The organism is Nocardiopsis sp. LDBS1602 (assembly GCF_035818715.1).
Taxonomy (GTDB): Bacteria; Actinomycetota; Actinomycetes; order Streptosporangiales; family Streptosporangiaceae; genus Nocardiopsis; species Nocardiopsis alba.
Genome location: NZ_JAYLVW010000010.1, coordinates 182,367 through 197,202 on the forward strand (window position 1 = coordinate 182,367; position 14,836 = coordinate 197,202).

11 protein-coding genes are annotated in these 14,836 nt (G+C 67.8%); 7 read left to right on the forward strand and 4 right to left on the reverse strand.

Annotation, left to right across the window (positions count from 1 at the left end; all coding sequences use genetic code 11):
* From U9J66_RS23140 to U9J66_RS23150, 3 genes are all read right to left on the reverse strand, one after another.
* Positions 1-2,046 carry a flotillin family protein gene (locus U9J66_RS23140; RefSeq protein WP_326338717.1) on the reverse strand — a complete coding sequence of 682 codons (2,046 nt, stop codon included), beginning with the start codon at positions 2,044-2,046 and terminating at the stop codon, positions 1-3.
* A 201-nt stretch (positions 2,047-2,247) separates the two neighbouring features.
* Entirely contained in the window at positions 2,248-2,892 is a 645-nt protein-coding gene (locus U9J66_RS23145; RefSeq protein WP_017533073.1) for an OB-fold-containig protein, read from the reverse strand.
* Between the two features lie 239 nt (positions 2,893-3,131).
* Complete coding sequence (locus tag U9J66_RS23150; RefSeq protein ID WP_161110814.1) at positions 3,132-3,572, reverse strand: nuclear transport factor 2 family protein; 441 nt, start codon at positions 3,570-3,572, stop codon at positions 3,132-3,134.
* 349 nt (positions 3,573-3,921) lie between these two features.
* On the opposite strand from U9J66_RS23150, the gene U9J66_RS23155 reads away from it, so the two are divergent.
* Complete coding sequence (locus U9J66_RS23155) at positions 3,922-6,912, forward strand: AfsR/SARP family transcriptional regulator (protein WP_326338719.1); 2,991 nt, start codon at positions 3,922-3,924, stop codon at positions 6,910-6,912.
* Here the strand turns inward: U9J66_RS23155 and U9J66_RS23160 are convergent.
* Positions 6,881-7,018, reverse strand: coding sequence for a hypothetical protein (locus tag U9J66_RS23160; RefSeq protein ID WP_014911456.1), 138 nt, complete (start codon positions 7,016-7,018; stop codon positions 6,881-6,883). The genes U9J66_RS23155 and U9J66_RS23160 overlap by 32 nt on opposite strands.
* 317 nt (positions 7,019-7,335) lie before the next feature.
* Here U9J66_RS23160 and U9J66_RS23165 point away from each other — a divergent pair, with 317 nt between their 5' ends.
* From U9J66_RS23165 to U9J66_RS23190, 6 genes are all read left to right on the forward strand, one after another.
* Complete coding sequence (locus U9J66_RS23165) at positions 7,336-8,661, forward strand: helix-turn-helix domain-containing protein (protein ID WP_161110812.1); 1,326 nt, start codon at positions 7,336-7,338, stop codon at positions 8,659-8,661.
* Between the two features lie 57 nt (positions 8,662-8,718).
* Positions 8,719-9,225, forward strand: coding sequence for a cobalamin B12-binding domain-containing protein (locus U9J66_RS23170; protein WP_326338722.1), 507 nt, complete (start codon positions 8,719-8,721; stop codon positions 9,223-9,225).
* Positions 9,222-10,484, forward strand: coding sequence for a methylaspartate mutase (locus U9J66_RS23175; RefSeq protein WP_326338723.1), 1,263 nt, complete (start codon positions 9,222-9,224; stop codon positions 10,482-10,484). The genes U9J66_RS23170 and U9J66_RS23175 overlap by 4 nt, the downstream gene beginning before the upstream one ends.
* Before the next feature lie 58 nt (positions 10,485-10,542).
* Entirely contained in the window at positions 10,543-11,547 is a 1,005-nt protein-coding gene (locus U9J66_RS23180; protein ID WP_326338725.1) for an asparagine synthetase A, read from the forward strand.
* Positions 11,544-12,809 (forward strand): glutamate synthase-related protein, encoded by a 1,266-nt coding sequence (locus U9J66_RS23185; protein ID WP_326338726.1) that lies wholly within the window; start codon positions 11,544-11,546, stop codon positions 12,807-12,809. The genes U9J66_RS23180 and U9J66_RS23185 overlap by 4 nt, the downstream gene beginning before the upstream one ends.
* A gap of 100 nt (positions 12,810-12,909) precedes the next feature.
* Positions 12,910-14,836 (forward strand): condensation domain-containing protein (locus U9J66_RS23190; protein ID WP_326338727.1); only part of this gene is annotated, 1,927 nt, incomplete at its 3' end.

The following is a 14,836-nucleotide window of genomic DNA, read 5'->3' on the forward strand; positions in this document are numbered from 1 at the left end:
TCACTGCTTCACGGGGGCGAGAGTGGTCACGGGCAGCTGGTCCAGCCCCAGAGAGCGGGCCGTGCCGAGCAGCCGGTTCAGCTTGCCGGTGTCCTCGCCGCCCGCGCCGATCAGCTTGAGCAGCAGGGCGGAGACGGTGAGGTTCTTGAGGTCCTCGGTGTCCACCGCGGCCAGGATCCGCTTCATGTCCGCGGCGAAGTCGCCCTCGCCGTTGAGCCAGCCGTTGCCCAGAGCCTGGACGGTGTCGGAGCCGTTGACGAAGCCGTCCACGGCCTTGCCCATGCCGATCGAGTTGACCATGCGGTCGAAGAAGGCGCCGTCGCCACCGACGATGTTGATGTCGGCGCTCTCCAGGCCGGCGGCCATGGCCGTGGCCTGGGCCTCGGCGATGTGGCGGTGCACGTCGATCCCGGCGAGGCGGACCTCCTTCTCCGCGTCCAGGCGGAGACGGTACTCCTCGTGCTCGCGGCTGACCTGGTCCAGGGCGGCCATCGCCTCGGCCTTGTCGGTCAGACCCGCGGCCTCGGCGCGCAGCTTCTTCTCGATGGCGTCGGCCTCGACCTCGGCCTTCTCGCGGGCCACGACGGCCTCGGCGCGGCCGAGCTTCTCGACGGCCTCGGCGTCCTGCTCGCGGACCTGGACCTCGGCCAGACCGGCGGCCGCGGCCTCGGCCTGGAGCCCCTCGGCCAGACGGATCTTGGCGCGGGTGTCCAGCTCGGCGGCCTGCTGACGGGCCTCGGCGAGCGTGAGCTCCTCCTGGGCCTTGTGCTTGGCCGCGGCCTCGGCGGCCTCGGCGGCCTTGATGTCCTTGACCAGGTTCTCCTGGGCCTCGGCCTCGGCGTGGATGATGATGGCCTGACGCTGGCGCTCGGCCTCCTCGACCGCGCGCAGCTTCTTGATCGCCTCTTCCTGCTCGGCGACGGTGCGGTCGACGGCCACACGCTCACGGATGACGTCGGCGACCTCGCGCTTCTCGGCCTCGACCTCCTTGTCCTTGGAGATCCGGCTCAGCTCGGTCTCGCGTTCGCGGCCGATGACCTCCAGCAGACGGTCCTTCTCGATGCGCTCGCTCTCGATGGCGATGACCCGCTCGCGGTTCTTCTCGGCGACCGCGATCTCGCGCTGCTGGTTCTGGTGCTGGACGCCGAGCTGCTCGTTGGTGCGCAGGTTGGCGGTCTCCGCCTTCAGCCGCTCCTCGGCCTGGACGCGGGCGGTCTCGGCCTCCTCACGGGCACGGATGATCTCGATCTCGCGCTTGGCCTTGGCGGCCGCCTCCTCGCGACGCTTCTCCAGCTCGGCGAGGGTCTCGGCGGTCTCCGTGTTCTGGCGGTCGATCTCCTTCTTGCGGTCGTTCTCGAACTCGTTGGTGCGCTTGTGCTCCTTGGAGGTGCGCTCCGTGATCTTCGAGATGCCCTGCGCGTCCAGGATGTTGTTGGAGTCGTGCTGGTGCAGCGGGGTCTGCTCCAGCTCGTCGATGGCGACGTCTTCGAGGATGTAGCCGTTGAGGTCGGTGCCGATCAGGGAGACGATCGCCTGGCGGAACTCCTCGCGGTGGGTGAACAGCTCTTCGAAGTCGAACTGTTTGCCGACGGTCTTGAGGGCCTCGGAGAACTTGGAGTTGAAGAGCTCCTGGAGGGTGTCCTGGTCGCTGGCGCGCTCGGTGCCGATCGCCTTCGCGACCTTCTTGACGTCCTCGGCGGTCTCGTTCACCCGGACGTAGAAGAACACCTTGATGTCGGCGCGAATATTGTCCTTGCAGGTCAGGCCTTCGCGGCCACCGCGCTCAAGGGTCAGGGTCTTGAGCGAGATGTCCATGACCTCGGCCTTGTGCAGGACCGGAAGGACGATGGCGCCGGTGAAGGTGACGTGGACGTCCCGCACCTTCGAGATGATCAGGGCCTTGCCCTGTTCGACCTTGCGGAAGAGTCTGGTCACCATCAGGAGCAGGGCGAGGAGGACGACGATACCGATGGCGAGGGCTACGCCGACGGTCATGAAGGCGGCGTCGGCCGCGTCCTGACCGGTGGTGGGGGCGCTCAGCAACACGTAGGGGTCTCTTTTCTACGAGTGACGTGGGTCTGGACGCGCGGTACCGGGAGGCTGGAGGACGGTCGCGGGAGGGCCGTACCGGAAGCGCTCGTCACGGGGTGAGACGCGTCGATGGGACGAACGGTTCCATTCGGACGAAAGAAAGTCCCTGCTCACGGCGGGTGAAAGGGAGCGGAACCGGTGGAACGGGGTGTGGCGTCAGGAGGACTGTCCGGGATCCAGCGCGGGATCGAAGGCGGTCACCAGGAAGACGTCGTCCTCCTGCCGGTGGTCGAAGATGAGCGCGGTACCGCCGACGGGGAGGATCTCGCCGCCGGTGGTGCGCACGGGGATGGAGATGGCGGCCCCGCCCGCGGTGGTGATCTCGGCCTGGCCGAAGGACCCGTGGGCCTCACCGATACGGATGAGGCAGGTGCGGCCGACCAGCTCGTGTTTGGACCCGCCGGCGCGCTTGGGCAGGAAGCGCTGGAGGCCCATCACCAGGCCGCTGGTGACCGCCCAGGCGGCGACCAGCGCGATGAGCAGGACGACGGCCCCCAGGGCGTACAGCAGGGGGGTCGAGGTGGTGCCGACGAGGCTGGTCACGATGCTCCCCATCATGCTGACGAACCAGGCCACGGAGACGAGCATGGTCAGGGCCACGGTCACCGGGACTCTTCCCATCCCCGCCCGGCTCAGGAAGGCGCTCAGCCCGGTGGCGTCGCCGTCGGCGTCCACGCTGTCGAGCGTCTCGGTGTCGGCCGCGCCGACGATCACGAAGATCCAGTAGCCGAGGACGACGATGAGCAGCGGGGTGAACAGGACGGTGGGGAATCCGAAGGCGGTGCTCAGGAAAAGTCCCATCCCGCCCGACCCACTCTCCTCATGCCCTCCGGGGTCGGACACGCCGAGACCCCGGTACACCGTCGTTCCGTTCGGGAACCGTGTCGGAACTCTACCGAACGTCCCAGTTCAGGAGGGTCTCAGGGGCTGGTTTGACCGCTTGTGGCCATGGCCGTCGCACTGCGCTCCGGCCCCGTCACGCAGAAGACCCGCCCGGCGGACGGACACCGGGAGGGTGGGCGCCGGCGTGGACGGGCGTGTCATCGGGGAGAGGTCTCGTCGAAGCGTCGGCCGTGGGGGTACGTCGGTGACAGGAAACGGCGTTGGCCGAGGATCAGGCCGTTCTCGGCCAAGGTGAAGATATCGACGAAGTCCGTCTCCTCTCCGCCGAGGAGATGTCCATTCCGCGCGGACGCGAACCGGCCGACGGCGGCGATGTTCCCGGCCTCGCCGAACACCCTGTAGAGGGTGTGGACGCCGCGTGGCCCGAGGTGGGCGCCGCAGAACCTTTCCGCCTCGGAACGCCCGTGGGCCAGAGGCATGTCCGGCCGCTTTATCTGCACATCGGGTGCCAGAAGCGACACATATCCATCAATGTCACCGGTATCCAAATAGTGGTAGGACAGGCGAACGTGTTCCACTCCCAGTGAGGTGATCGTTGCTTTTGGTGATGGGAAGTCACAACCGTTTCCGATTGACACGTCCGTCACCTCCTCTCTTCTCCGGTGTCTTCGATGGCCGTGATCCGGGATGAAAACGGGGAGGCCGCAGGGGCGTGCAGGCCTGGATGATCATGATCCCGGTTCCGGCTATTCATTCACTATCATCTCGCTACCAGGGATTTCCCGGCTTTTCGCGTTGGTGGCGTTGACGCCTCGGCTTTGGCATGGCTAAATTATTCGACGGGATTTTTCAGGAAGTTTTGTTCGGCCTGTTCTGGCCCTGGCGGGAAGAGGGTTCGGTATCAGATCAGGAACACTTGCCGAGGATTTGGGGGACCCTCCCTTCAGAATTCTCGGCCCTCTGGAGGTCGAAGGATCCGCTGGTCATGTGCGTATCCCTCCGGGCCGACAACAGGTCGTCCTCTCCGCCCTGCTGCTGGACGCGGGACGCGTCGTTTCCACCGATTCGCTCGTCGACGCGATATGGGACGAAGATCCACCTGGTACCGCGCGCACTCAAGTGCAGATCTGTATTTCCCGGTTGCGCAAGAGCCTCGCCTCCACCGGTGCCGTCCTCGTGACCCGGCCGCCCGGATACCTGTTGCAGGCGGACGCCGACGCCATCGACGTTCGCCGCTGTGAGCGGTTGGCCGCCGAGGCCGAGGTCGTCATCAGGGAGGGACGTGACGCGGAGGCGGCGGTCCTCCTGCGCAAGGCCACGGGCCTCTGGCGGGGGGCGACGCTCAGCGGTGTCTCCAGCCGCAGTCTGGGAACCAAGGCCACCCGTTTGGACGAGAGCCGGATCAGCCTCATCGAGACCTACCTCGATCTCGAACTCGGACTCGGGCTCCACCACGGACTCATCGGCGAGATCACCGCACTCGTCGAGGACTTCCCCCTGCGCGAGCGGCTGAGGGGGCAGTTGATGGTCGCCCTGTACCGCTCCGGGCGCCAGGCCGAGGCGCTGGAGACCTACCGCAGGGGGCGGGATCTGCTCATCGACGAATTGGGGCTGGAACCCGGCGGGGAACTGAGGTCGTTGGAGTCGGCCATACTCTCCGCCGACCCCTCTCTCCTCGGTCGGATCCGGACCCCCGATCCCGGGGCCTCCTCGGTCTCCACGCCTTCGACCGTGCCCGTCCGGACCGGCGTCGCGCGGCCTCGGTCCGAAGAGGCCGTGGACGATCCGGGCTCGTCCCCGGCTGGCATCGAAGCCCGCCCCCGCCAGTTACCGGCGGACACCGCGGACTTCGTCGGACGTTCCGAGTGGATCAAGGCCGTCGAGTCCACCCTCACCGTGCCCGAGCGCGGACACGCCGTCGGTGTCGCCGTCGTCATCGGCCGGCCCGGGGTCGGGAAGAGCGCCATGGCCGTTCACGTCGCGCACCGGTTGGGCGAGGAGCGGTTCCCCGACGGACAGCTCTACTGCGACCTGAGGGGCAGCCGCGACCAACCCACGGAGACCGCGGACGCGCTCGCCCGCTTCCTGCGCGCTCTGGGCATCCCCGGCCAGGCCGTTCCGGAGGGACGTGACGAACGGGCCGAGATGTACCGCAGTCTCCTGTCCGATCGCCGGGTCCTGGTGGTACTCGACGACGCCCGATCGGAACGCCAGGTCGAGGACCTCCTCCCAGGTTCCTCGGGCTGTGGTGTGATCGTCACGAGCCGGGCCAGACTCACCGGGGTGCCGGGGGCGGTCCTCGCCGAACTCGACGTCTTGGAGAAGGGGCCTTCCCTCGACCTCCTCCGCCGTATCGTCGGTCCTGACCGGGTGGACGGAGAGCCCGCCGCGGCGGAGGCGTTGGTGCGTTCGGTCGGCAGGCTGCCTTTGGCACTGCGTATCGTCGCCGCGCGCCTGGCCGCGCGGCCGCACTGGTCGCTGGCCTCCATGGTCAACCGTCTCTCCGACGAGCGTCACCGCTTGGACGAACTCACCCATGGCGAGCTGGGGGTGCGTGCCAGCCTCTCCCTGACCTACGACGGTATGGACGCGTTGACACGAAGGACTCTGCGCCTGTTCGCCCTCACGGAGGGGGCGAGCCAGCCGGGCTGGGTCGCGGGAGCGCTCTTGGACGACCGTCGCCTCTATCCGTCGGACCTGCTCGAACCGCTCGTGGACGCGCAGATGTTGGACGTCACCGGGATCGATCCGGGCGGAGACCCTCGTTATCGCTACCACGACATCATTCGACTGTTCGCCCGAGAACGTCTCCTCGAACAGGAGACGGAGTCCGATCGGGCGGAGGCCACCGTCCGTCTGGTCGGAGGCTGGCTCGGTCTGGTGGACGAGGCCAATCGTCGTATCCACGGCGGGGACTATCTGCTTCTGCACGGTGAGGGGTCGCGCTGGCGACCGCCTCGTCGGTTGGTCGAACGGGTGCTCGTCGATCCGATGGACTGGCTCGAAGGCGAGCAGGACAACCTGTACGCGGCCGTGGACATCGCCGCGGCGGCCGGTCTGGACGAACTCTGCTGGGACCTGGCCGTCTCGCTGTTGACGCTGTTCGGACGGCGCTGTCACACCGACGAGTGGGCGGCGGCCAACCGATCCGCGATGGAGGCGGTGCGTGCCGCGGACAACCGGAGGGGGATCGCCGCCCTCACCTTCTCCTACGGCTGTCTCTACCTGGACCAACGGCGCAATGACGAGGCCGAGCTCGCCATGACCACGGCGCTCGAAGCCTTCACCGGGCTCGATGACACGCTCGGCCGGGCCAAGTGCCTGCGCGAACTCGCGCATCTGGCGAACATGGGCGGCGATCGGCGTCGCGCGCTGGAGTACTGCGAGCGGGCGCACACGGGCTTCGAGTCGATCGGCGATATCGCGGGCATGGGCCGGGCCCTTTTGCTCAGCGGGCACCTGTACATGTCTCTGGGCGAGGAGGAACGGGGTATGGACTGTCTCCTTCGCGCACGTGAGTACGCCGAGACCACCGGAGATCCACGGAGCCGGGCACAGGTGATGCGACGTTTGGGTCAGTACGCGCTTTTGAGGGGAGAGCACAAGGAGGCGTTCGGGATCCTCTCCGAGTCGTTCGAGCTGGTGCGCGAGCTACGCGACCCGATCGGGGAGGGCTACCTTCTGCACGACCTGGGTCGGGTCAGTGGATCGTTGGGGCGCACGGACGAGGCGCGGGGCTTCCTCGGCCGTTCCCTCGCCGTGCGCGAGCAGATCCGGGATCGGGAGGGTCGGGCCGAGGTGGGTCTGGACCTGGCGCGGCTGCTGGCGGGCCTGGGGGAGCGGGAACAGGCCATCGAGTTGGCGGAACAGGCGGCCGGAGTCTTCTCCGAACGAGGATCGAAACGGGAACTGGCCGAGGCCGAAGAGATCATCGGGACGCTACGGCCTAGGGCTCCCAGGGGTCGTTCTTCAGGCTGATCTGGACCGTCGAGGCATCGGCGTGGGCGGTCCCGGTGAGGACGACCGGGGAGGCGAGGGCGAGGGCGGCGAGGAGGACGGCGGCGATGCTCAGGGGGAGTCTCATCGTGCTGCCTTTCGTGTTCGTTCCTTCGATGAACACGAATCTAGGGACGAGGAGCATCCCCGGATCGATGGTTTCGCTATCACGTCGCTATCCCTGACGACGATAACGCGTGGCCGCTCCTCCGAGCACGACACGGGCCATGATAGGAGCCGCGTCATCGCAGGTGAACGGTGGTGGTGACGGGTGTGCTCCCTCGCCGTCGTGGACCGGAACGCGCCGGATCGGTCGGGGGTTCACCGGAGGATGCGCCGGGGATAGCGCTTCTTTCCAGGATGGGTCGCGTTCGGAAGTGACTCAGAGGAAAGAGGGCGCGCAGGATGGCATCCCGTATCGAGAACCACCGTTTCGGCGATCTGCTCCGTCGGCATCGCTCTCGCATCGGATTCACCCAGCAGGAGTTGGCGGACTTCTCCACGATCAGTGTCCGGGCCATTCGGGACCTGGAACACGGTCGGGCCCGTCACCCCCGCAAGGACACGGTCCGCCTGCTCGCGAGGGCGCTGCGACTCAACGAGCGTGATGGCGCCGACCTCTTGGCCGCCGCCGGTAGACGTACCGGCCACCCGGTCGATCTCTCCGGCCCGTACGCCGCGGAGGCGCCCCCTCCGGTCCCGCGCACCCCGATCCTGGGACGCCGGAACGAGGCCGATGCCCTCGCCACGGCGCTCGCCTCCCCCGGTCGACGGCTTGTGACGGTGACCGGGGCCCCGGGGGTGGGCAAGAGCCGTTTCGCGGTCGAGGTCGCGCGGCGCTGCCACCGTTCCGGAGCGATCCCCGTCCTATGGGCGATGGGTACAGGGCACACGCCCTTCTCCCCTTGTGCGGAACATGGCACGGGGCTGGGCGAGTTGGTCGAGCGTGCGGTGGAGGACCTGTTCTCCCCGTTCGGTGTCGTGGACGGGGGGCACCGTGGGCTGGCCGCGCTCTCCCGCGCGGTGGGGGACCGGCCGGCCCTCCTGGTCCTGGACGAGCCTCGCCCGGGTGCCCCCGATCCTCTGGCCTTGGCGCGTTTGCTGCGAGAGTGCTCGGAGATGCGTGTGCTGGCCGTCGCGGAGCGTCCCTACGGAGAGCCCGGAGAACAGGTCTTCCCACTGGCTCCGCTCTCTCCCGCCGCCGCCATCGACGTCCTCCTCTGGCACCTGAGGGACACGCGCATCGCGCCGAGCCCGGACCCCGAGGACACCGCGTGCCTGGCCGAGATCTGTTCCCTTCTGGACCGGCTGCCCGGCGCGCTGGTCTGCGCGGCCACCTGGTTGACCCTGTACGACCCCGCGACACTGCTCTCCTGCCTGCGGGAGGACCCTCTGCCGTTCCTCACCCCGTTGACCGGCGCGGGTGTCTCCGGGCCCGCAGACGCTCTGAACAGGGTCGCGACCTCCTGCACCCCACAGGAGGAGGTCGTCCTGGACCTGCTCTGCGCGGATATCGAGGGTGAGCGCACCGACGACCTGGCCCGGAACGGCGGTCTTCCGATCGCGGACTGTGGTCGGGTGCTGAACGGGCTCATCACCCGCGGGCTGGTCCGCTGCGAGAGGGGGACGGGCCGGTCCAGGGTCCACGCCCTCAACCTGGTGCGTGTTCTGCGCGCACGGCGCGTACCGGGCGGGCTCACCGTCGACGGGCCCGTACGCATCGCGGTCTGAAAGTCGACCGGCGCATATGCCGCCGAACCTGCCGATGGCTCTTCCCGTTCTCCGGCCATGAGAGAAGTACGTTCTCTACAGAAAAGCAATCAACTGCTCGGCACCATTTTCGAGGTGGGATCAATGTTCGGTGACGGCGCTACGGGATTCCGTCCCAAATCGATCGTTTCCAGTACCGTTTCCGACTCCCATACCTGGAACCTGATCTTTCTTCAGCTTCTGCTGGAGGAAATGGGGCACGAAGTGGTGAACATCGGATCCTGTGTTCCGGAGGAGACATTGATCCGAGAATGCCTGGAGCGGCGTCCGGACCTGGTCGTGGTGAGCAGTGTCAATGGGCACGGGTTCAACGACGCCCTCGGCCTCATCCGGAACGTACGGTCCGTGCCCGGTCTCGAACGGATCCCCTTCGTCGTGGGCGGAAAGCTGGGCGTCGACGGTGTCCGTGACGTCGGGTTCACCCGTCGCCTTCTACAAGAGGGATTCGACGCGGTCTTCGGCGAGGACGATCTGGCCGGTTTCCGTGAGTTCGTGTCGGCGCGTGGACTGAGAGCGGTGTCGTGATCGGCGCGGAACGGATCACCGGGGCCTCGTTCGGTGATTTCGTCGCCGAGGCGGAACGCAGGGGGCGTCTGGTCGTCCAACCACGGATGGGCTTCGGCGACCTGGCCCGTATGCGTTCCGGGTTGGAGAGGACCAGAGCCGCCGACGCGGTCGCCGTCGGCACCCTGACCCTGGACAGCTATACCCGGATCGGCGACCACGAGGCGGCCCGTCGAGCTCTGAGGGACGGGATCGAACTCAACGGCTACCCCATCGTCGCCCGGCCGGACGAGGAGACCGTCGCGCTTTTGGACGGGGTCAGGGACGAGTGTTTTCCCGTGCAGGTCCGACACGGTTCGTCACGGCCTCAGGACATCTTCCGTGCGCTCGGACGCCTGGGGCTGGACGCCACCGAGGGCGGTCCCGTCTCCTACTGCCTTCCTTACAGCCGTACCCCTTTGCGGGAGGCCGTCGACTGTTGGGCCGAGAGCATGGAGGTCTTCGCGGCGTCCGGCTCCGACGGCGTCCGACCCCACATGGAGAGTTTCGGCGGCTGCATGCTCGGTCAGCTCTGTCCGCCCGGTCTGCTCGTCGCGATCAGCCTGCTGGAGGGGATCTTCTTCCGGCAGCACGGTATCGACAGCGTCTCTCTCAGCTACGCCCAGCAGACCGACCCCCGGCAGGACGAGGAGGCCGTACTCGCCCTGCGCAGGCTCGCGGGGGAGTATCTGCCCGATACCCAGTGGCACGTGGTGTTCTACGCCTACATGGGCGTCTACCCGCGTACGTCGTGGGGCGCGAGGCGCCTACTGGAACAGGCGGCCCGCACCGCGGTACGGGCCGGGGCCGCGCGCGTCATCGTCAAGACCGAGGCCGAGGCCCACCGTATCCCCACCATCGAGGAGAACGTTCGAGCGTTGGAGGTCGGCGCCCGAGCGTCGGAGGGGGGCGGGCCCCGGGTGTACGACGCCGGTGACGGTGGTGTTCTCGCCGAGGCCAGAGCACTGGTCGAGGCGGTTCTGGACATCGACCGCGACGTAGGACGCGCCCTGCCGAGAGCGTTCGAACTCGGCCGTCTCGATCTCCCCTTCTGCCTGCACCCGGACAACCGGGGAGAGGCGCGCGGCTACATCGACGACGAAGGTCGGCTCCGCTGGCTGACCACGGGGAACATGCCGATCGCCCCCTCTCTGGGCGCCGCCCGCCCAGCTCGACTGACCGCGAACGCCCTGCTCACGATGCTCCATCACGTCGAACAGCGCTACGACCGGGCCGGGTGAACGACCGGCCCGCCCACCGACGCGACCGGTGCGACCGGCGCTCCGGAACGGAGGAACCATGCACGACCACGGCACCCTCGAAGAGATCGCGCAGATCCCGCCCCTGGGAGCACACCTCACCGCGAAGAGGACGCGCGACATCATGCTCGTCCAGCAGGAGGCGCTGGCCGCCGCCCGCGACCATCTGCGCGGACAGGGGTTCGTCGAACTCCTGCCGCCCCTGACCGGGCCGGTCACCGACCCGGGAGGCCGCGGGGCCAAACAGCTCGACGTCGATTTCTACGGGCACCGCTACAAGCTCATGACCAGCGCGATCCTCTATAAGCAGGCGTCGCTGCGAGGCTTCCCCAAACTCTTCTACATCGCTCCGAACGTGCGCGCCGAACCTTTGGAGACCGCTTTCACCGGACGCCACCTCTTCGAGTTCCACCAGATCGACGTGGAGATCGCCGGAGCCTCGCGGGAGGAGGCCATGAGGACGGCCGGCGGCCTGCTCGCCCACGTCGTCCGACACGTGATCGACACGGTCCCCGAACTGCTGCGCGGCCTGGGGAGGGACGCGGTCTTCTTCAAGGAACTGCTCCAGGAGGACTTCGAGACCCGGACCCATGCCGAGGCCGTCGAGGCGCTCCGCGAGGTGGGCCACGACCAGGACGCCGGCACCGAGATCGACTGGGAGGGCGAGACACTCCTGTCCCACAAGTTCGACAAGCCCTTCTTCATCACCGACTACCCCAAGGGTTCACGCGGGTTCTACGACATGGAGGATCCCGAACGTCCCGGGGTCCTGCGCAATTTCGACCTGCTGGGCCATGGCGGCTATGGAGAGCTGGTCAGCGGCAGTGAGCGTCGATGCGACTACGCGTCCATCGTCACGGCCATCAGGGAGAGTGGAGAGAATCCGGCCAAGTACGGCTGGTACCTGAAGGAGGCCCGCCAGGGCCTGCCCGCGAGCGCCGGGTTCGGAATGGGACTCCAGAGACTCCTGCGCTATCTGACCGGTATGGAATCCCTGTGGCAGGTCACCGCCTACCCGAAGCTTCCCGGGGTGGTGTCGGCATGAGTCGCCTACACGCCCGCGGCCTGCCCGAAGAGGCGATCCGAGAGCGGGCCCGGAAGGGCGCCGCGGCGATCTTCCCACCGGAGGACGAGTACGGAAGGGCGGTCCTGGGGGCCGACGTGATCTCGCGTATCACCGACGATCCGCTCGACAGGGCACGGCTCGTGCCGCCGGTCTTCATGCCCCGCCGCCTGGAGAAGCTCATAGACCTGGCGCGCGAACCGCTCTTCGGCGACGTCGACCTGGAGACCCGGATCGGAGGTTTCGACTCCACGCTCCCCGTCTACGTCTCGGCGTTCGGATCCACCCGGGTAGGCACCGAGCTCGCGCTATCGGTGGGGCGGCAGGCCGGCCGGCTGGGCATCCCCATGGTCGTGGGCGAGAACGTGGCGCCCGTCCACGGAGCGAGGGCGGACTCCTCTCTCGTGAACAGGCTGGAGTCCTACGTCGAAGGCCTGCCCGCGGGCAGGGGCGGCGTGGTCGTCCAGCAGAGTACGGAGGACGCCGACGCCGAGGTATGGAACCAGCTCTACTCCTCCCCGTCGGCGACCCCGTTGTTGGAGTCGGGCCGTCTGGGCTTCGAACTCAAGGTCGGCCAAGGCGCCAAGCCGGGGCTGGGCGGTATGACCCTGATCGGCGACGCCGACGCGGACCGCCTCACCGACCGTTATGCCGTCGGAGACCCCTGGGGGCCGGAAAGCGGTCTGCGACTGCGCGGTTCCAGCCCCGGGACCTTCACCGAGGAGATCCTCCACCAGCAGATCCGGTTCACACGGAACAACTTCCCCAGGGCCTCGATCTGGGTGAAGCTGCCGCCCGGCCGCGACGTCGGGCACGCCTCACGTGTGGCGTGGGCCGCCGGCGCCGACGCGGTCACCGTCGATGGGGCCGAAGGCGGGTCCGGCTGGGCCCCGACGGTCTTCCTCGACCGTGTGGGCCTGCCCTTGGGCGAGTGTCTGCGTCGTATCGGGGAACCGGAGGGTTGCCTGCTCGCCTCCGGACGGATCTGGGAGGCGGGGAGGGCCGTCGTGGCCTTGGCCCTGGGGGCACGCGCCGTGGGTCTTGGACGCGCAGCGCTCATCGCGGTGGACGAGGACCCGGAGAACGGTCTGATCAACCTGGTCGACGCTCTGGCCATGGAGGCCAGGCTGCTCATCAGCGCCCTCGGTGTGTACTCGCCCGACGCGCTCTCACCGGAGGACGTCCTTCTGCACTCCCCCTCGTCGCCCGCGCGGACCTCGAAGGAGGAGACGCGCGCTCTGTGAAGGTCCCCGCCCTCGTACAGGGCCGGGATCCTCCATGTCCGGTGTCCCTCGGTGAACCGGAATCGTTCAGCCGATCTGGAAAAGGAAAAAGGGAGAAACGATGCTCCGCGACTTCGATGAAACCCGTCCGCTCAACGAAGCGCAGAGCGGTCTCTGGTTCATCCGGGAATCGGACCCCGAAAGCCCGATGCTCAACAACGGCGAGTACTACGAGCTCCGGGGGGCGATCGACGCGGGAGCCCTCGAATCCGCCGTGAACACGATGGTGGAGGAGTGCGAAATCCTGCGGATGCGCTTCCTCGTCACGGAGTCGGGACCCCGTCAACGTCTCGACCCCGACCTGACCTACCCCATGCGGACCGTCGACCTCACCGACGTGGAGGATCCCCGGGCCTCGGCTCTGGAGATCATGAGGAAGGACCTGGCCACGCCCCTGGACGTGACCCGGGACCCCCTCTATACCCACACGCTGTTCCGTCTGGGACCGGATCATCACCTCTGGTATCAGCGGGCGCACCACCTCATGGTCGACGGTTATACGTTCATGCTCCTGGCCAGGCGCGTCGCGGAGGTGTACTCGGGGATGCTCGCCGGCACGGGGGCCGGTGAACCCCTGGGCTCCTTCCGTGAACTCCTGGCCGAGGCGCGGGACTACGAGAACGGGCCGGAGAAGGAGGAGGACACCCGCTTCTGGGCCGATTACCTGAAGGGGGCTCCGCACCATACCTCGCTCATGCCGCGCCGTGAGGAGCCCCGTCGCCACTACCTGCGCTCCACCCGGCTGGTGGGAGAGGAGGACGTGGCCGAGATCGAAAGGGCGGCGAAGAAGGCCGGGACGGGGTGGAAACAGCTGTTGATGGCGGCCGTCGCCGCCTACACCCAGCGCTGGACGGGGGAGAGCGACATTCTGATCAGCCTTCCCGTGGCCGCGCGCACCACGGGGTTGAGCCGTCGGACCCCGGGCATGTCCTCCAACGTCATCCCTCTGCGTCTGAACGTGGACCCGGTCGGAACCGTGGCCTCCGTGGCCCGGGACGTGGCGGATTCCCTGCGGGCCTGCCTGCCGCACCAGAGGCATCCGGTCGCGCTGACCCGACGGCTACTGGGCCAGACCCCGCAGACCCGCCGCGAGTTCGGGCCGCTCATCAACATCATGTCCTTCGACTACGACGTCGATTTCGGTGGGCTTCCCTGCGTACCGCACAACATCTTCCAGGGACCCATCGAGGAATTGAGGATCGACATCCTGCAGCGGCGCAGGGGAGGCGCCCTGCACATCGACTTCGACGCCAACCCGTCGGTCTTCTCCCAGGAGGAACTGGAGCGGTACACGGACTCCTTCATCCGTGTCCTTGAGGCGATCCGCCGGGACCCGGACGTCGTGCTCGGGGATCTCGACCCGGTCTCCGAGGACGAGTCCCGGAAGGTGGTCGAGGGTTTCGGTCGGGGAGAAGAGACGACGGAGGGTCACCGAGTCCTGCACGAGGTGTTCGAGGAGAGGGTGGTGCGGGCGCCGGAGGCGGTGGCGTTGGTGTTCGAGGGTGAGGAGGTCTCCTATGGGGGGTTGAACGCTCGGGCGAACCGGTTGGCTCGATATCTGTGTGCGGAGGGGGTGGGGTCGGGCGAGATCGTGGGGGTGCATCTGTCTCGGTCGCCGGAGATGGTGGTGGCGTTGTTGGCGGTGCTCAAGGCGGGTGCGGGGTACACGGTGCTGGATCCGGCCTTCCCCAAGGCACGGTTGGAGGCCGTGGTCGACGGCGCCGGTATCCGCACCCTGATCGGGGACTCGGCGTCGTCCTCCGTTCTGGAGGCGCCCGAGACGCGCAAGGTGGCGGTCGACATCGAGGCGGAGAGGATCGGGGCTCTCGATCCCGAGAACCTCGGCCTGGACGTGTCTCCGGAGGACGTGGCGTGTGTGATGTTCACGTCGGGTTCTTCCGGGGTGCCCAAGGGGGTGGTGACCGCTCATCGGGGGTTGGTGGGCACGTTCCTGGGTCAGGACTATCTGGACTTCGGTGCGGATCAGG